The 17,306-nt window shown below is 58.5% G+C and carries 21 protein-coding genes and 1 tRNA gene; 11 read left to right on the plus strand and 11 right to left on the minus strand.

Annotated features, from left to right (window positions below; genetic code table 11):
* Positions 1-8: 8 nt before the first annotated feature.
* Both ACR0AY_RS03965 and ACR0AY_RS03970 read right to left on the minus strand, forming a co-directional pair.
* Entirely contained in the window at positions 9-743 is a 735-nt protein-coding gene (locus ACR0AY_RS03965) for a GNAT family N-acyltransferase (protein ID WP_170510766.1), read from the minus strand.
* A gap of 98 nt (positions 744-841) precedes the next feature.
* Complete coding sequence (locus tag ACR0AY_RS03970) at positions 842-1,318, minus strand: outer membrane protein assembly factor BamE (RefSeq protein WP_170509417.1); 477 nt, start codon at positions 1,316-1,318, stop codon at positions 842-844.
* Between the two features lie 84 nt (positions 1,319-1,402).
* Between ACR0AY_RS03970 and ACR0AY_RS03975 the strand changes: the two genes are divergently transcribed.
* The 8 genes from ACR0AY_RS03975 to ACR0AY_RS04010 all read left to right on the plus strand — a co-directional run bounded on the left by ACR0AY_RS03975 (position 1,403) and on the right by ACR0AY_RS04010 (position 6,744).
* The gene (locus ACR0AY_RS03975) at positions 1,403-1,939 is read left to right on the plus strand and encodes a DUF177 domain-containing protein (RefSeq protein WP_170509414.1); all 537 of its coding nucleotides are present in this window, start codon (positions 1,403-1,405) and stop codon (positions 1,937-1,939) included.
* Positions 1,940-2,144: 205 nt separating this feature from the next.
* Positions 2,145-2,351 carry a 50S ribosomal protein L32 gene (gene rpmF, locus ACR0AY_RS03980; protein WP_008756996.1) on the plus strand — a complete coding sequence of 69 codons (207 nt, stop codon included), beginning with the start codon at positions 2,145-2,147 and terminating at the stop codon, positions 2,349-2,351.
* 24 nt (positions 2,352-2,375) lie between these two features.
* On the plus strand, positions 2,376-3,461 hold the full coding sequence (gene plsX, locus ACR0AY_RS03985; RefSeq protein WP_170396680.1) for a phosphate acyltransferase PlsX: 1,086 nt from the start codon (positions 2,376-2,378) through the stop codon (positions 3,459-3,461).
* A 24-nt stretch (positions 3,462-3,485) separates the two neighbouring features.
* On the plus strand, positions 3,486-4,457 hold the full coding sequence (locus ACR0AY_RS03990) for a beta-ketoacyl-ACP synthase III (protein ID WP_170509411.1): 972 nt from the start codon (positions 3,486-3,488) through the stop codon (positions 4,455-4,457).
* A gap of 96 nt (positions 4,458-4,553) precedes the next feature.
* On the plus strand, positions 4,554-4,856 hold the full coding sequence (gene ihfA, locus ACR0AY_RS03995; protein ID WP_008755922.1) for an integration host factor subunit alpha: 303 nt from the start codon (positions 4,554-4,556) through the stop codon (positions 4,854-4,856).
* An 18-nt stretch (positions 4,857-4,874) separates the two neighbouring features.
* Positions 4,875-5,465 carry a MerR family transcriptional regulator gene (locus tag ACR0AY_RS04000; protein WP_170509407.1) on the plus strand — a complete coding sequence of 197 codons (591 nt, stop codon included), beginning with the start codon at positions 4,875-4,877 and terminating at the stop codon, positions 5,463-5,465.
* A 61-nt stretch (positions 5,466-5,526) separates the two neighbouring features.
* A tRNA-Pro gene (locus ACR0AY_RS04005) sits at positions 5,527-5,603 on the plus strand.
* A gap of 61 nt (positions 5,604-5,664) precedes the next feature.
* Positions 5,665-6,744: a 2'-deoxycytidine 5'-triphosphate deaminase gene (locus ACR0AY_RS04010; RefSeq protein ID WP_170509404.1), complete on the plus strand. Its 1,080-nt coding sequence runs from the start codon at positions 5,665-5,667 to the stop codon at positions 6,742-6,744.
* Between the two features lie 3 nt (positions 6,745-6,747).
* Here ACR0AY_RS04010 and ACR0AY_RS04015 read toward each other — a convergent pair whose 3' ends face one another.
* The 6 genes from ACR0AY_RS04015 to argS form a co-directional block, all read right to left on the minus strand.
* Positions 6,748-6,987 (minus strand): hypothetical protein, encoded by a 240-nt coding sequence (locus ACR0AY_RS04015; protein WP_170396673.1) that lies wholly within the window; start codon positions 6,985-6,987, stop codon positions 6,748-6,750.
* A 65-nt stretch (positions 6,988-7,052) separates the two neighbouring features.
* On the minus strand, positions 7,053-7,703 hold the full coding sequence (gene scpB / locus ACR0AY_RS04020) for an SMC-Scp complex subunit ScpB (RefSeq protein ID WP_170396671.1): 651 nt from the start codon (positions 7,701-7,703) through the stop codon (positions 7,053-7,055).
* A complete protein-coding gene (locus ACR0AY_RS04025; RefSeq protein ID WP_170509402.1) occupies positions 7,696-8,490 on the minus strand; it encodes a segregation and condensation protein A in 795 nt (264 codons plus the stop codon). Before ACR0AY_RS04025 ends, scpB begins: the two co-directional genes overlap by 8 nt.
* Complete coding sequence (nagZ, locus tag ACR0AY_RS04030) at positions 8,480-9,487, minus strand: beta-N-acetylhexosaminidase (RefSeq protein ID WP_170509400.1); 1,008 nt, start codon at positions 9,485-9,487, stop codon at positions 8,480-8,482. The genes ACR0AY_RS04025 and nagZ overlap by 11 nt, the downstream gene beginning before the upstream one ends.
* Positions 9,484-10,575 (minus strand): SPOR domain-containing protein, encoded by a 1,092-nt coding sequence (locus ACR0AY_RS04035; RefSeq protein WP_480453744.1) that lies wholly within the window; start codon positions 10,573-10,575, stop codon positions 9,484-9,486. Before ACR0AY_RS04035 ends, nagZ begins: the two co-directional genes overlap by 4 nt.
* Before the next feature lie 39 nt (positions 10,576-10,614).
* The gene (argS, locus tag ACR0AY_RS04040; protein WP_170509396.1) at positions 10,615-12,360 is read right to left on the minus strand and encodes an arginine--tRNA ligase; all 1,746 of its coding nucleotides are present in this window, start codon (positions 12,358-12,360) and stop codon (positions 10,615-10,617) included.
* A 130-nt stretch (positions 12,361-12,490) separates the two neighbouring features.
* Between argS and ACR0AY_RS04045 the strand changes: the two genes are divergently transcribed.
* Entirely contained in the window at positions 12,491-13,042 is a 552-nt protein-coding gene (locus ACR0AY_RS04045) for a molybdopterin-binding protein (RefSeq protein WP_170509393.1), read from the plus strand.
* On the opposite strand, the gene ACR0AY_RS04050 is transcribed toward ACR0AY_RS04045, so the two are convergent.
* Positions 13,024-14,181 (minus strand): deoxyguanosinetriphosphate triphosphohydrolase, encoded by a 1,158-nt coding sequence (locus ACR0AY_RS04050; protein ID WP_170509391.1) that lies wholly within the window; start codon positions 14,179-14,181, stop codon positions 13,024-13,026. The genes ACR0AY_RS04045 and ACR0AY_RS04050 overlap by 19 nt on opposite strands.
* 76 nt (positions 14,182-14,257) lie before the next feature.
* Here ACR0AY_RS04050 and ACR0AY_RS04055 point away from each other — a divergent pair, with 76 nt between their 5' ends.
* Together ACR0AY_RS04055 and xth are read left to right on the plus strand one after the other, a co-directional pair.
* The gene (locus ACR0AY_RS04055) at positions 14,258-14,581 is read left to right on the plus strand and encodes a HesB/IscA family protein (RefSeq protein ID WP_170509389.1); all 324 of its coding nucleotides are present in this window, start codon (positions 14,258-14,260) and stop codon (positions 14,579-14,581) included.
* Between the two features lie 280 nt (positions 14,582-14,861).
* On the plus strand, positions 14,862-15,641 hold the full coding sequence (xth, locus tag ACR0AY_RS04060) for an exodeoxyribonuclease III (protein WP_170406381.1): 780 nt from the start codon (positions 14,862-14,864) through the stop codon (positions 15,639-15,641).
* Positions 15,642-15,645: 4 nt separating this feature from the next.
* Here the strand turns inward: xth and ACR0AY_RS04065 are convergent, their stop codons facing one another.
* Positions 15,646-16,797 (minus strand): FAD-dependent monooxygenase, encoded by a 1,152-nt coding sequence (locus ACR0AY_RS04065; RefSeq protein ID WP_170509385.1) that lies wholly within the window; start codon positions 16,795-16,797, stop codon positions 15,646-15,648.
* A 72-nt stretch (positions 16,798-16,869) separates the two neighbouring features.
* Positions 16,870-17,292, minus strand: coding sequence for an RNA polymerase-binding protein DksA (dksA, locus tag ACR0AY_RS04070; RefSeq protein ID WP_074736317.1), 423 nt, complete (start codon positions 17,290-17,292; stop codon positions 16,870-16,872).
* Between the last annotated feature and the right edge of the window lie 14 nt (positions 17,293-17,306).

Here is a 17,306-nt window from a genome sequence, read left to right on the forward strand (position 1 = left end):
TACTCAAATCACCCAGCCACCGCGCGCAGCAACCGTTTACGAGCTGGGGGAATTGCTCCGATTTCAAGGCCGGTGAACACATGCAGGGTGTTCATGTGCCTGTCCACCACCGCATGATCGCTGACCCACCCCCCCATCATCAGATAGGTGCGCAACAAGGGCGGCATCCTCAGCATCGCCTGTTTTACATCAGGGCGTCTGCGCAAGCGCGCCGCAAAGCGAAACACATCCGGCGCCTTGACTCGCGGCAACCATCGCCTTGGTGCCAGATGTCGGTGTTTGAGCATCGCAAAAGCGTCAAGATATTCGGCTGTTTCGGTTCCAGCGAATGACGAACAACCAAACAGCATTTCGATCCCGTTCTGATCGACATACGCCGTCATTGCGCCCCACGCGACACGCAAGATATCCGGATCATTGTAGTCCGGGTGAATACAGAACCGACCCATCTCGACCATCGGTCCCGTAAAATCGCGTAGCGCCGACAGGTCATAGAACTGTGCCGAGTAGCTGAGTCCGATTTCAAAGCCGCCCTGCATTGTCAGCATACGGAAACAGCACACCAACGCCCCACCGGCCTGCAGATCTTCGACCAGAACATGGGCGCAGCGTGCATCAAAAGCATCACAATCCTGACCATCAGTAGCAAAGGTCAGCATCCTCAGCGTCTGCGCCGCCGCCACGTCTTGCTCGGTTTGCGCCAAGCGGGCGCGATATCGACCCTTGTCCAACAAAACCGCCATGGTCGCATCCTCCTGCGGTTGCTGACCGGTCACATCTGTCTGGTCCTTACTACAGAATGTGTGACTGTCCTGTGACCACTGCAAGAGAATTGGTCGCTTTAGTTGTTTGCGCCAGGAATATTTGCCGGGTTGAAGTTGCCGATGTTACCCAGAAGCTGACGCAGGAAGCCTTTGTCTTCCACGTTGGAATCGGTCACGCGACGATCCAGCACGATGACATAGCCGTCTTCCAGGCCGAACCGCTCGATATTGCGAACGACACCGCGCTGATCAAAGCTGATCGCGACCAGTTCACGTGAAACGACCTCGGGTCGTTTGGGCCCATAATGACGGACGCGCGAGGCGACATAGTAATAGCCCGAATCCCGCACCACGCCCGCCGAGCTGGGCGCGCCGATGGTTTCTTCAACACTATCGCGGGTATCGACGCCGACCTTGATTTTGGCCAGATCCTCTGGCGGAGGCACGTAGCCGTGATTCTTGAAGATTGGTGAACATGCGCCCACGACCGCCAGACAGGCCGCAAAGACAAGCGTTTTCGACGCTGGTTTCAACCTGTTCAAACCCTTCAACATGCACATCCTCTTGCCATGGCCCCTTGCGGACCCTATCCGATTACAGAAACCAAGGCTCCGGTTCAACACAGGAAAACCTCACGAATGAGCAACCAGACATCTTTACGCGTCGCAGACCTGCCGCAAAACGCTCCGACCCCGTTTGAGTTGCGCCCGACCGGCGAGGCGCTGGAGGCCATAAAACAAGAGCTCGGCCTGCTTGGCCTCCGCAAGCTCAGCTTTGTCGGCGAATTGCGCGCGCAGGGCAAACGGGATTGGACGCTTTCAGGCAAGCTGGGCGCAACGGTGATCCAACCTTGTGTCGTGACGCTGGAACCTGTGACCACACGCATCGACACCCCGGTGAGTCGCGTCTTTGTGGCTGATTGGAGCGATCCGGAGGAGCCCGAGTTCGAAATCCCCGAGGATGACGAGACCGAACCGCTTGGCCCCGAGATCGATCCTGCGCTGATCATGGTTGAAGCGCTGTCGCTGGCCCTGCCCCAATATCCACGGAAGGATGGAGTCGAGCTGGGCCAGATAGACTATACTGAACCGGGCAAACAGGCCCTCACAGATGAGGATGTAAAACCCTTCGCTGGTTTGGCGGGGCTGCGGGATGCGATGAAAAAAGACGAGTGACAGGCGAGGGATTTCCTGTCATAGCAGGCCGTCAGAAAAACCGCTTGAACATGACGAGAATCGCAGTATTTTCGCGCGCTCATTGGAATTTGGGTTGGACATTGCGGGGCAAGCCCCTTAAACGCGCGTCAAACCACGAGAAAACAAAGTACGTAACCCGGCTGACAGCGAATCTGTCAGCCCATATCAGACAAAGGTTGAGACCATGGCCGTCCAACAGAACAAAGTTTCCAAGTCGCGTCGCAACAACCGCCGCGCACACGACGCTCTGGTTGCTGCAAACCCGAACGAATGCCCGAACTGCGGCGAGCTGAAGCGCCCACACCACGTTTGCGCATCTTGCGGCCACTATGACGATCGTGAAGTCGTCGCTCAGGCCGACGAAATCGACCTGGACGAAGACGCGGCCTAAGCCTGATTGGACGCAGGCCAAGGCATGACGGATCAGCCCACGCAGACCGGACGGATCATCATCTCGGTTGACGCTATGGGCGGAGATTCGGGCCCTGCCGTCGTTGTGGCGGGCATTGCAAAATCTGCGGACAAGAACCCGAAGATCGGGTTCATCCTGCACGGTCAGGAACAGGAACTACGCAAGCTGGTTGCCAAACGGCGTGTCCTTGATGGGCGCGTCGTTTTTCGTGATTGCCCGGACGTGGTCACGATGGAAGACAAACCAAGCCAGGTTGTCCGCAGCGGCAAGAGCACGTCGATGTGGTCCGCTCTGGAAGCGGTGCGTGCAGGTGAAGCGCACGGCGCGGTGTCCTGCGGCAATACGGGCGCGCTGATGGCCATGTCCATGTTGCGGCTGCGCAAGCTGCCCGGCGTGAACCGCCCTGCCATCGCGATCCTGTGGCCCTCGCGCAATCCGCATGGGTTCAACGTGATGCTGGACGTCGGCGCAGATGTGCGCGCTGATGCCAAGGACCTTTTGCAATACGCGCTGATGGGGGCTTCATACGCGCGCAACGGTATGGCGCTCAGCCGCCCTCGGATCGGGTTGCTGAATGTCGGCACCGAAGAACACAAGGGCCGCGCCGAACTGAAAGAAGCCCACGCGATGATCTCGGACTTTGCCGATCAGGCGAATTTCGAATTCGTGGGCTTTGTCGAAGGCAGCGATATCCCCGGCGACAAAGCTGACGTGATCGTGACCGACGGCTTCACTGGAAATGTCGCCATTAAAACCGGCGAAGGCACCGCGAACCTTATCGGTGATTTGCTTCGTGAAGCGTTCAAATACTCGCCCCTATCCCGGCTGGCCTCGATCCTGGCAATCACGTCGTTGAATCGTCTGAAAAAGCGGATAGACCCGCGCCGCGTCAATGGCGGCGTGTTCCTGGGACTCAACGGAACCGTGGTGAAATCCCACGGCGGAGCGGACGCAACCGGCGTTTCCGCAGCGGTTAAGCTGGCCTTCACTCTGGCTGAATCCGGTTTCGCCGAAAAATTGGCGGCACGGGTTGCATCAACAGCCGCACTTGCACAAGATGCGGCCCATTCCGTGTCTCAATCGGAATAATAACAAAAAAGGCAGTACCCCAGCATGGCAGGCCGCTCAGTTGTTGTAGGTGTCGGGCATTATTTGCCAGAGCGCGTTGTACCGAACTCTGAGTTCGAGAAAACGCTGGATACGACGGACGAATGGATTCGCACCCGGTCCGGGATCGAGCGGCGACACTTCGCGGCCGAGGACGAAACCACATCCGATCTGGCCACCAAAGCGGCCGAAGCCGCACTGGCTGATGCCGGACTGACGGCGGATGATATCGACGCGATTGTGCTGGCAACCTCCACAGCTGATTTGACCTTTCCTTCGGCGGCAACCATGGTTCAGGCCCGGTTGGGTATGACCAATGGTTTTGCCTTCGATGTACAGGCGGTCTGCGCAGGGTTTGTCTTTGCGCTCAGCAACGCCAACGCCCTGATCCTGTCCGGTCAGGCGAAGCGCGTACTGGTGATCGGCGCCGAGACCTTTTCACGAATCATGGACTGGACCGACCGGTCGACCTGCGTGCTATTTGGCGATGGCGCGGGCGCACTGGTTCTGGAAGAGCAAGAGGGTCAGGGCACTTCGGATGATCGCGGTATTCTTGCGACCGACTTGAATTCGGACGGACGCTACAAAGACCTTCTCTATGTTGATGGCGGGGTTTCGACCCAATCCACCGGCCACTTGCGGATGCAGGGCAATCAGGTCTTCCGTCATGCGGTCGAAAAACTGGCCCGAACCGCAGAAGTCGCGCTTGAACGAGCCGGTTTGTCCAGCGACGATGTTGACTGGATCGTGCCGCATCAGGCCAATATCCGCATTATTCAAGGTACCGCCAAGAAAATGGGCCTGCCGATGGATAACGTTGTGGTCACCGTTCAGGACCATGGCAACACATCGGCAGCCTCAATCCCTCTGGCCCTGTCGGTGGGCAAGCAAAACGGCCAGATCAAAACCGGCGATCTGATCGTTACAGAGGCGATTGGTGGCGGTCTGGCCTGGGGTGCGGTCGCACTGCGTTGGTGACCGGCACAATCCGGCTTACAGAGCCTCCTGCAATTCATTGATATTGACAGCGAATTTTGCATAGCCATATGCTCAGACATCAACAGGGGAAAAAGCATGGGCGACAAAACACTGACCCGAATGGATCTGAGCGAGGCCGTCTTTCGTGAGGTTGGCCTGTCACGCAATGAAAGCGCACAGCTGGTCGAAAGCGTTCTGAACCACATGTCTGACGCGCTGGTGCGTGGCGAACAGGTCAAGATTTCGTCCTTCGGCACCTTCAGCGTTCGGGACAAAACTGCCCGTATCGGTCGCAACCCTAAAACCGGTGAAGAGGTTCCGATCCAGCCCCGTCGTGTACTGACATTCCGTCCGTCGCACCTGATGAAGGATCGCGTCGCCGCAGGGAACCGCAAGTAAGTTCAGGACATCCAGGTTATGAGTAAGTCCCCCGATGCCTTTCGCACCATAAGTGAAGTTGCGGACTGGCTCGGAGTTCAGGCTCATGTGCTGCGTTTCTGGGAAAGCCGGTTTACCCAAGTCAAACCCGTCAAACGCGCCGGTGGGCGGCGATATTATCGCCCCAATGATATGCGTCTGCTGGGCGGTATCAAGAAACTGCTGCACGAGGACGGGATTACCATCAAAGGTGTTCAGCGTATCCTTCGGGAACAGGGCGTTGCGCATGTTGCATCGCTTTCGCCCAATTTGGATGAAAACGCGCCCGCACCCAGCATCGACGATACTGTGGTTCCGTTCGCTTCAGCGCCGGAACCATCCGCAAACCAGATCGACATGGATTTGGGCGAACCCGCCCATTCCCCTGCCCCAGAGGCTCCGAGACCCGTCGCAACCCCCGAACCCAAACCGATACCGGCTGAGCTGGATGCAGCGCCGCTGATGGGTGGTATTGCCTCGCTGGCATGGAATCGTGACGAGTATGACGATGAGCTGTTGCACCAGATTGCACCCATCGCCAAGGACCTGCGCAGGTGGCTGGATCGCGTCGAACACCACACGGCGGGATAGCAAAAAAGGCGATGATTTCCTCTTGCCCCCGCCGGGAAAGTCTTTATGAACACCTCAACGTCGGGCTATGGCGCAGCCTGGTAGCGCGTCCGTCTGGGGGACGGAAGGTCGCAGGTTCGAGTCCTGCTAGCCCGACCAAATCACACCGACGTTTATGGCACATAGGCCAGATCCCGCTCTGGCAGCAGAGGGGATCGAGATGACAGGTGTTTGCCCAAATCAACAGCTTGAGGCGATGATTGCACGCGGTGAGATCGCCGCAAGCCCAGACATCATCCCTGCACAGGTGCAGCCGGCAAGCCTTGATCTACGTTTGGGAGCAGTGGCTTACCGGGTGCGCGCGTCCTTTCTGGCGGGCGAAGGGCGTTCTGTCGCAGACCGGCTGGCCGAGTTTGAGATGCACCGCATCGACATCACTGAAGGCGCTGTTCTGGAAAAGGGCTGTGTCTATCTGGTGCCGCTGATGGAATCGCTCGCCCTGCCCGATGACATCAGTGCGGTGGCCAATGCCAAAAGCTCGACCGGGCGGCTCGACTTGCTCACGCGCACGATCACTGATGGCGGAACTGAGTTTGATCGGGTTCCCGCAGGCTACACAGGTCCGCTTTATGCCGAGATCTGCCCGCGATCGTTCTCGGTTCTGGTGCGCCCCGGAATGCGTCTGAATCAGATCCGTTTCCGCAAAGGTCAGGCGGTACTCAGCGACGCCGAGCTGACCGCGTTGCATGGTCAAACGCCGTTGGTTGATGGGCCAGCCGTCATTCAGGACGGGTTGGGGTTTTCGGTCGATCTGCAACTGCCCGATACCGATCTGGTCGGCTATCGCGCCAAGCCCCATACCGGGGTGATCGATCTGGATCGGATCGGCGAATACGACCCGCAGGAATACTGGGAAGAGGTGCATACCAAGGACGGTCGCATCATCCTCGACCCCGGCGCGTTCTACATTCTCGTCAGCCGCGAAGCGGTGCATATCCCGCCAATGTATGCTGCTGAAATGGCCCCATATCTCGCTATGGTCGGCGAGTTCCGGGTACATTACGCCGGATTCTTTGACCCGGGCTTTGGACATGCCGAAGCAGGCGGTGCCGGATCACGCGGGGTGCTGGAAGTGCGCTGCCACGAAGCGCCATTTGTGTTGGAACACGGACAAGTCGTCGGGCGCCTGGTTTATGAGAAGATGGCCGAAATGCCGACGCAACTATATGGCGCGGGTATTGCTTCGAACTATCAGGGTCAAGGCCTGAAACTGTCCAAGCATTTCAAAGCTGTGGGCTGAGTTTCAGAACTTCATGAACCGACGCATCTGACGCGACACCTGCCGCATCTGCTTTGCGCTTTGATTTTGGCGCTTGGTCGCATCGCGCATCTGGCGATCCGCCTCGGGGCCATTCTCAACATCAGACTGCCCCGGTTTGCGGCCCACCTTGCTGGCCATATCAATACCCTTGTCCACACCGTGGTTCACCAGGCGACGCATCACCCGGCGCACGATCATATCGATGATCCGATTGGCATTCATTGGCTCAACTCCGTTTCCTGCACCCTATGATAGGCGGGATCTGCGGCAATAAAAGGGCTGTCCGATCACTCTTCTTCGAACAGTTCGGTTTGATCTTCGTCCTCGTCATCACCCTGCCCTTCGCCCAGCGGCACAGCACCAGGGGGTGGGCGATTCTCCAACAGTCCGGCTGCGCGCAACTCCTTCAGGCCCGGCAGGTCACGGGCGTTTTCCAGCCCGAAATGATCCAGAAACTCAGGCGTTACGACGAATGTCACCGGACGGCCTGGTGTCATGCGACGGCGGCCCAGTCGGATCCACTCCATCTCAAGCAGTTGGTCAATGGTGCCGCGCGAAACGGACACGCCCCGGATTTCCTCGATCTCCGCACGCGTGCAGGGCTGGTGATAAGCCACGATCGCCAGCGTTTCGATGGCCGCCCGGCTAAGCTTGCGGGTCTCAACCGTTTCCTTCTGCATCAGGAAGCCAAGATCGGGGGCTGTGCGGATCGCCCAAGCCTCACCAACGCGCACCACACGCACCCCGCGCCCTTCGTATCGTTTCTGAAGCGATTCAACAGCTTGCGCGGCATTGCTGCCATGGGGCATCCGCGCTTCAAGATCACCAATCGTCACTGGCTCGGCGCTGGCAAACAGCACGGCCTCGACCATACGTTCTTGTTCCGCCAAGGGCGGCGCTTCGAACAGTGTGCCTGTCTCTTCGTTGGCGTCAGTCACGTGTCTCAGTCCTCTTACGCAGATGGATCGGCGCAAAGGTCTCGCTTTGCTTGATCTCCATATGTCCTTCTTTCACCAGCTCAAGCGAGGCTGCGAAGGTTGCAGCCGTGGCCGAGCGTCGCCGCACCGGATCAGCATCCCAGCCTTCGGGCAGGTAGGTCTCCATATCCGTCCACGCACCGGCAAAGCCTATCAGGGGTCGCATCCGCTCAAGCGCTTGTTCCATGGTGAAAACGGCGTCGCGGTCCATGACGAAGGGGCGGAACTCGTCGCGCGTGCGGATACGCGCATAGCCCTGCATCAGGTCCAGCAATGTGGCGGAATAGGTCACGGTGCGGATACGCGTAACATCCTCACCCTGCCCACGTTTGAAAAAATCGCGGCCCAATTGATCACGCGCCATCAGGCGCGCAGCGGCATCGCGCATGGCCTGCAGACGCTCCAATTGGAATGCGAGGTGCGCGGCGAGTTCCTCGCCCGAGGGGCCTTCATCATCCGGGTCCGGGGGCAGCAGCAAGCGGGATTTGAGGAAAGCTAGCCAAGCGGCCATCACCAGATAGTCGGCGGCCAGTTCGATCCGCAACTGCCGCGCTTTTTCGACAAAGGTCAGATACTGTTGCGCCAACGCCAGAACCGAGATTTTGCGCAAGTCCACTTTTTGCGTACGCGAAAGTTTCAAAAGCACATCGAGCGGACCCTCAAACCCATCGACGTCCACAATCAAAGCCTCGGCGGCCAGCCGATCGGCAACCGAGACCGGGTCTTCGCTGAAAAGGTTATCCTGCATATACCTGCCCGCCCATTAGGGCAGATAGTTCCGCCTCGGCGGCTTGGATGTCAAGTTCCTGTGGCGGTTGTCTCCGGGCCAGCGCCCGATCTGCGCGGGCTTGTGCCGCATCCGACATCTCACCAGCGGCTTCGAGCACCTGCGCGCGTTCTTCAAAGGCCCCGTTGCAGTGCAAGGCCGCATCGCATCCGGCGTCCAATGCCTGTCGGGCCAAGTCGGCGGGCGCGCCGTTCAGGGCTTTCATCGTGATATCGTCGGTCATAATCAGACCGTCGAAACCGATGCGCTCCCTAATCATCGTCATCATTCCAGCAGAAATCGTTGCGGGCCTTGGATCGATCTGGTCATAAACCAAATGCGCCGTCATCCCCATCGGCAAGTCGTTCAGCGCGCGGAATGGTGCAAAATCTGCTGCTTCCAGTGCACTTAGAGAAAGATCCACATGCGGCAACTCGTGATGACTGTCGAGCGTCGACAGACCGTGGCCGGGCATATGCTTTACTGCCGGCAACACTCCGCCATCAAAGTGTCCGTTGGCAACGGCTCGACCAATCGCGGAAACCTTTTCGGGATCAGACCCATAGCAGCGGTTCTTCAGGAACGCATGAGTACCCTCGCGGGCCAGATCGACCATCGGCGCACAATTGCTGTCGATGCCCAATCCCAGCAGTTCATGCGCGATCAGACGATAGCGCAGATACATCGCGCGCTCGGCCTGATCTCCGGCATGCGCGACATGATCCAAAGGGGGCAACCATTCACGGGCTAAAGGTGCGCGCAGACGTTGTACGCGGCCCCCCTCCTGATCGACTGTGATTAGGCAATTTCGGCCAACCGCCTCGCGGAAGTCCTCGCACAAGGCGCGGGTCTGGTCAGCGGATTCGATGTTGCGGGCAAACAGAATGAACCCGAACGGGTTCATCTCTTTGAACAAAGCTTTTTCATCCGGCGTCAGGCGCAGCCCTTCGGCATCGGTGATAACCGCGCCAAATCTCACCGGACGGCGACCGGGATACAGTCTGCACCCTGCGCGACTAGGGCCGCGCAAAACTGGCGCGAGTCGCTCAGATCATCAAACCCCATGACACGCAGGCGATAGAAGGTTCGTCCTCCGCTTGAGGTCTTCTGTATAACACGCTGTTTTCCATCCATATATTCTCCAAATCGGCCATTCAAACGAGCCCATTCGGCCTGCGCCACATCGGCGCTTTCGTATGCCCCAAGCTGAGCAAGTCGCGTGCCTTTGGTCAATTTATCGGGATCAACATCCAGACCAACAGCAGCCTTTACTGCAGCATTGATCGCAGCTTCCGTAGCGCTGTTGGACGAAATAGAACTTGGCGTAGCGCGGGCTGGACGCACATGCGGACGCAGCGACCGGCGCACACCAGGCAGTGCAGCAATCTTAGGGTCGGGCTGTTGCGCTGCGTAATCAGCCGGATCAATCGCGGGCTCGTCCTCGGGCGTGACCAGGGAAGCCAATTGCACGCCCTGCTCAGGCGCCTGTTCGGGCAGAGGTTCGGCGGCGAGCCCTTCGGCCAGAGCGTTCACGATCGCCTGATCAGTGGCGGGTTCCTCAATCACTTGCACTGCATTTGTGGCCTCAAGCGCGGTCATGGGCGTGTCTTCATCAGTCAGAGACACGGGGCGCGGTGCGAGGATCAGACGATCTGCCGGCGGTGCAGCGGTCCCGACAGCGGCAACTGCATTCACCGCTAGGCCCTGATGATCAGCAGGCGTCCCGCCGGGATTTTCGGGCTGCACGCGCATGGGTCCTTCGGCGGCGCGCACGACCGGTACCCCGCTGACGTCGCGCATGATCAGTTGGTAGCCCCAAACGCCGACTCCGGCGACCAGCGCCAAAGACGCAACCGCCCCAAGCACGTTGACAATACGGCCCAGCCCAGCGCCTGCGCGCGGGGCGTCATCATAGCTATAGCTTTCATCAGGATAATCATACGCATCTTCAGGATGCGATTGATTCGAGTAATGCATCTGCTCGGGGTTATGCTGCCCCGAGTAATCGTAACGTGCCATTTCCGCCTCACCGCCCGATTGCGCCGTAAAAAGTGGCGCGCGGGTCATTTCTTGTCTGCCTCAGACCGGCGGTTCGGGCGATATTTGTTATCGCATCTCCTGCGCCGGGGTAACGCCAAGAATACCCAAGCCCGCTGAAATCACAACAGAAACAGCCCGGGCCAGTGCGATTTTCGATTGGCTTGTGGCAACATCGCCATCCTGAATGAAACGCAACTGGGTTTCGTCATTGCCCTTGTTCCACAGCGCGTGGAAATCTCCTGCCAATTCATAGAGATAGAAGGCAACCCGGTGCGGTTCATTTGTGCGAGCGGCGATTTCAACCAGACGTGGCCATTCTGCCAGCTTCTTGGCAACGGTCAGCTCAGAGGCGTGGTCGATCTTGCCCAGATCTGCCCCAGATAGCGTAGCATCATCGGCAGAAATCCCGGCCTCAGCGGCGCGGCGCAGCACACTCATGACGCGAGCATGGGCGTATTGGACGTAGAACACCGGGTTTTCGCGGCTTTGTTCCAACACCTTGTCGAAATCGAAATCCAACGGTGCGTCGTTCTTGCGGGTCAGCATCACGAAACGGGTTACATCAGGCCCGACCTGATCGACTACATCGCGCAACGTGACAAAGTTCCCTGCCCGCTTGGACATCTTGAATGGCTCGCCATTCTTCCACAGCTTCACCAATTGGGTCAGCTTGATATCCAGCGGCACCTTACCATCGGAAAGGGCCGAAACGGCCGCCTTCATCCGTTTGACATAGCCGCCATGGTCCGCACCGAATACGTCGATTAGCGCGTCAAACCCACGGCTCACCTTGTCATAATGATAAGCGATATCCGGGGCAAAATAGGTCCAGCTGCCGTCCGATTTCTTGACCGGGCGGTCGACGTCATCCCCGTGTTCGGTCGACTTGAACAAGGTCTGCTCGCGCGGTTCCCAATCCTCGGGTTTCTTACCCTTGGGCGGCTCAAGAACGCCTTCGTAGATCAGGCCCTTGTCGGTTAGCGATTGAAGCGCAGCCTCGATCCGCCCTGTGCCGTAAAGCGATTTCTCTGAGAAGAACACATCCATCTCAACACCCAGCGCCTTCAGGTCGGCGCGGATCAGGTCCATCATAGCGTCGGTTGAGAATTCGCGCAGCTCTTCCAGCCATACGCTTTCTGGCTTGTCGATCAGGCTGTCGCCGTATTTCTCTTTCAGCGCCTGACCGATCGGGATCAGGTAATCGCCGGGATAGAGACCTTCGGCGATCTCGGGGCTCATTCCGTTGGCCTCGCGATACCGTTCATATGCCGACCGCGCCAGCACATCCACCTGCGCGCCGCCATCGTTGATGTAGTATTCGCGAGTCACATCATGGCCCGAATAGGCCAGCAAGCTTGCCAGCGCATCACCGAACACAGCCCCCCGCGTGTGGCCCACATGCAGCGGGCCGGTCGGGTTGGCCGAGACATACTCCACGTTCACCTTCTGACCATGTCCCATGGTCGAACGGCCATAACCGGTGCCCTTTTCCAGCACCGCAGCCAGCACGCCCTGCCAAACCGAAGACGCAAGCCGCAGGTTTAGAAAGCCCGGGCCCGCCACCTCGGCGCTGGTGATCCGGTCGTCTGCAGATAGCTTGCCTGCCAGCACATCCGCAATGTCCCGCGGCTTCATCTTCGCCGGTTTCGCCAGTACCATCGCCGCATTGGTCGCCATGTCGCCATGCGCCGCATCGCGCGGAGGCTCAACCGCCACGTTGTCAAAGCTCAGCCCCTCAGGCAGCGCGCCTTCGGACTGCATCTGCGCCAGCGCGTCCAGTACCAGGCCGCGGATCTCGGAAAACAGGTTCATTTCGGATGTCCTTTTGCTTGCCGCGGGGTTTACCACGCAAAGCGCCAAGGTCAATGGACGCCTAAATTTTGCGCTTGGATTAACCGCTATCAGGGCTAAGGTCGGGGAAAACCGTGACCGGAGCCCCTGAATGCGCCTTACCCTGCCCTTCGCCTTGCTGCTGACCACCGCCCTGCCCACATGGGCCGAGATGCCCTCACCTCAAGGCCACGTATTGCTGACGCTCGGTGGCGCCATCACCGAAACCAATCTGCCCGCACGCGCTGAGAATGACGGTGGGCTGTTGGGTTTTCTCGAAGTCACACATGACGGTGCAGCAGGCTTTGACGCTGCCATGCTGGACGGGTTGGATCAGATCGAAATAACCATCCGCTATGGCCCGCCAGAGAACCAGCGCGACTATACCTTCGCTGGTCCGCTGTTATCTGACGTGATGACGATGGCAGGTGCGAGGGGCAAATCTGCTCTGCCCATGGCTATGGATGGCTATCAGGCTGAAATTCCATGGGAAAGCATCGAGACACATCAACCCATCGTGGCCACCCACGCGGATGGCGTGCCGATGGGCATTGGTAGTTACGGCCCCACGATGATCGTTTTCCCGCCCGCGGATGATGCTGAACTGGCTCAAACACAAGCCAGCCAACAGGTCTGGGCCATCGCCTATATTGCGATCGAGTGATCTCCGGTCAGCCGGGCATGGTCTTGCAGCGCAAACCTGTCGGTCATGCCCGCGATATAATCTGAGACGATGCGGGCCAGCGCGGTTTCATCTGTTGCCGCCTTGATATCGCTGTGCCAATGGCGCGGCATCTGTTTGGGATCGGACAGGTAAATCGGAAACAGTTCCTCAACCACCTTGCTGACACTGACGCGCACTTCCATCACGCTCGGTGCGCGATACATGCGCGAAAACAGGAAGGCGCGGATCTGTTTGAGCTTCGCCCAAAGATCATCCGAGAATTGAATGACCGGATAACCCAGATGGCGGATATCCTCGACCGACTGCGCCCCCGAGGCCGCTATCAACGCGCGTGAGGTGTCGATCAAATCCGAAACCATGACGCCAAATACCCGTCTGAGCGCCTCGTGCCGACGGCGATAAGGGTCAAGACCCGGATACTTGGCATCCACTTCGGCGAAACAGGCATCAATTATGGGAAGCTGCTGAATGTCTTCATCTCTGAACAATCCCGCCCGCAATCCGTCAAATAGATCGTGGTTGTTGTAGGCAATGTCGTCCGATAGCGCCGCGACCTGCGCCTCGGCGCTCGCATGGGTGTGAAGTTCGAGGTCAAAGCCCCGATTACACTCGGCCAATGCCCAAGGCAATGCACCAGTGACCGGCCCGTTGTGCTTGGCTATCCCTTCCAGACATTCCCAGGTCAGGTTGCACCCATCGAACTCGGCGTAGTGACGCTCAAGTTTGGTTACGATCCGAATGGCCTGCGCGTTGTGATCGAAGCCACCATATGGCTCCATCAACGCATGCAGAGCGTCCTCGCCCGTGTGACCAAACGGTGTATGCCCGAGGTCATGCGCCAACGCTACCGCTTCGGTCAATTCGCCGTTCAGGCCTAAGGCCCCGGCAATCGTTCGGGCCACCTGAGCCACTTCTATGGAATGCGTCAGGCGGGTTCGATAACTGTCACCCTCATGCTCAACAAACACTTGGGTTTTGTGTTTGAGCCGCCGAAATGCGCTAGCGTGAATAATCCTGTCCCGGTCGCGCTGAAAGCATGACCGAAAACTGCTTTCCTCCTCAGATACAAGCCGCCCCCTTGCGCGGCCTGGGTCCGAGGCAAAACCCGCTCTGTCCAAAGGTCATGTCCTTGTCGCCTGTCGTCAGGTTCCATATATTGTACGATGCTAAGGAAATAAACCTTTGGAGACCGGCATGAATCTGCCCCCAACAGTCACAGAACGCGCCTTTGAACGCCTGGCCGAAATCGGTGCCGCAGATCAGGGCCAGGCCCTGCGTGTCGCTGTGGAGGGTGGCGGATGTTCCGGTTTTCAATACGAGATCGCCCTGGATGTGCCGAAAGAGGACGATTTGGTGCTAGAGGGCAAAGGCCAAAAGGTCATCGTCGACTCGATCTCTCTGCCGTATCTGGAGAACGCGGTAATTGATTTCACACAGGAACTCATCGGCGCGCGCTTCGTGATTGAGAACCCCAACGCCACCTCGTCCTGCGGCTGCGGCACATCGTTCTCGATGTAGCTCCGGTGGGGGCTTTGCCCCCACACCCCCAAGGTATTTTTAGCCAGATGAAGAGGGATCCGCTCTCTGACAGTCAAAGTCAGAGAGCTTCACCTGGCGCGGTCATCGGCGCCTCCGCCTGTACCGCATACTCAGTTTTGACGAATATGGTTAAGAATCCGTTTCTTCATCTGGCCCAAAATACCTCGGAGCGCGAGGCAGAGCCTCGCTAACTTGTACGGCAACTTGCCGTTGCGTGTATTCTGCGCGATAGGTTGCCAATGGCACCGGAGGATCACGCATGAAAATCGCCACATTCAACATCAACGGTATCAAGGCACGCGCCGAGGCGTTACCTCGCTGGTTGGATGAGGCGCAGCCCGATGTCGTGTTGCTGCAGGAAATCAAATCAATCGATGAGAATTTCCCCCGCGAGATTTTCGAGGAGCGCGGATATAACGTTGAAACCCACGGGCAAAAGAGCTTCAACGGCGTTGCAATCCTTTCGAAATTGCCGCTTGAGGATGTCTCCCGTGGGTTGCCCGGTGATGAAAGTGATGAGCAGGCGCGCTGGATCGAAGCTACTGTCATAGGAAAGAGAGCACTGCGCATCTGCGGATTGTATCTGCCAAATGGCAATCCGGTGCCGGGGCCGAAATATGACTACAAGCTTGAGTGGATGGAGCGCCTCTATGATCGTGCCCGCGATTTGATGGCATCAGAGGAACCCGCGTTGATGGCCGGGGATTACAATATCATCCCGCAGGCCGAAGATGCCAAGCGCCCCGACGCCTGGCGCGAGGATGCGCTTTTTCGACCCGAAAGTCGCGCTGCATTCCGCAAGGTATTGAATCTGGGCTTCACTGAAGCCTTTCGCGCGCGAACGCAAGGCCCCGGTCATTACTCATTCTGGGATTATCAAGCCGGCGCGTGGAACAGAAACGACGGGATTCGCATCGATCACTTTCTTCTGACGCCGCAAGCTGCAGATTTGATGCGTGATTGCAGGATCGATGCCGAAGTGAGGGGGCACGAAAAACCTTCGGACCATGTGCCGGTCTGGGTTGATCTCGACCTGTGAACGCTTACGCGGTCGCGTCGTAGCTATAGATCCACTCGTAGCGCCGTGCCAAGCGTGGACCAACCGCCATTAAGGCGGCCTGTGCGGCCAGCCTCATTGGCCCACGAAGGTGGAAATTACGCGCATTTGCGCCTGCGGCGCCAACCACTTGCCTGGCACGCGGTCGTCGAGTGGCTTCATAGGTAGCCAATGCGCGGGCGACGCCTGAGTTGTCCTGGAACGCGCGAGTCAGGACCCAGGCATCTTCCAGTGCCAGGCAAGCTCCTTGGGCCATAAAAGGCAACGTCGGGTGCGCCGCATCCCCAAGTAAGGCCAATCGCCCATTCTGCCAGATTTGCGCCACGGGGCGCAGAAACAGCGCCCAAAGGTGAACCTCGTCAATCTTTGACAATATGTCACCAACCGGTCCGCCAAAATCGGCGAACCGGGTTCGCAGGTCGTCGGGATCACCCTGACGTCGCCAGCCTTCCTCTTTCCAGTCGGAACGCTCTTCTATGGCCACGATGTTCACGAGGCGTTGATCGCGCAGCGGGTAGGTTACCACGTGCCGGCCTGGCCCCATCGTCAAGGACGCGCATGGCAGTTCTTCTCGCTGGGTCCAGGGGATCGTTGCTCGCCAGGCAACCTGATGGGTGAAAACCGGGACCTCGGGGCCATTCAAGATCGGACGGATAGTGCTGCGCCCACCGTCTGCAGCGATCGCGCATTCCGCACGCAGCCTTTCGCCGCTTTCCAGAACGATCTCGGCTTCGCTTGGGTGTTTATGAACCGTGGCGACAGGTGCATCCAGCCGAATATCCACCCCAGAGCGCAAGGCGGCTTTGTGCAACAGGTCCAGCAGATCTGCCCGGTGATAATAGTAAGTCGACCCAGCGGCAGGGACCGGGACCCGACTGATCACGCGCCCATTACGGTAATCGCGCAGAACGGTCCCACCCGAGATTTGTCCAGCCTCCGGCACCTTACCAGCTACGCCTAGCGCACGCAGTACCGCCATCCCGTTCGCACTGATTTGCAATCCAGCACCAACTTCGGTCAGTTCTGGGGCCTGCTCCAGAACCGTCACCTGAGCACCCTGACTTCGCAGTGCGAGTGCCGCGGCCATGCCCCCAATGCCGCCGCCAATGACGCAGAAATTCAGACCATTGATATTCATGGGCCTGCCATAACGCAAAAACGCCGGGGCGACAGGCCCCGGCGCTGTTGTTTTATTGCAATTTCCCAGCGATCAATCGTCGCGGTGGACCTTTTCGCGGCGCTCGTGACGCTCTTGCGCCTCAAGCGTCATAGTCGCGATAGGACGCGCATCCAGGCGCTTGAGCGAGATCGGATCACCGGTCTTCTCGCAATATCCATACTCGCCTTCTTCGATCCGGCGCAGGGCCGAGTCGATTTTTGCCACCAGCTTACGCTGACGATCCCGGGTGCGCAGTTCCAACGCACGGTCGGTCTCTTCGCTTGCGCGGTCAGCGACATCGGGAATGTTTCGGGTGTTGTCCTGCAGACCTTCGATCGTATCACGGCTGCCTGCGAGTAGTTCTGTCTTCCAATCCATCAGCTTGCGGCGAAAATACTCAAGCTGGCGATCATTCATGAAAGGTTCATCTTCAGCCGGACGGTAATCTTCCGGCAGAAAAACTTCCTGCTTCATATTTGCTCCCTCGG

The sequence above is a fragment of the Ruegeria sp. A5 genome (genome assembly GCF_056543005.1).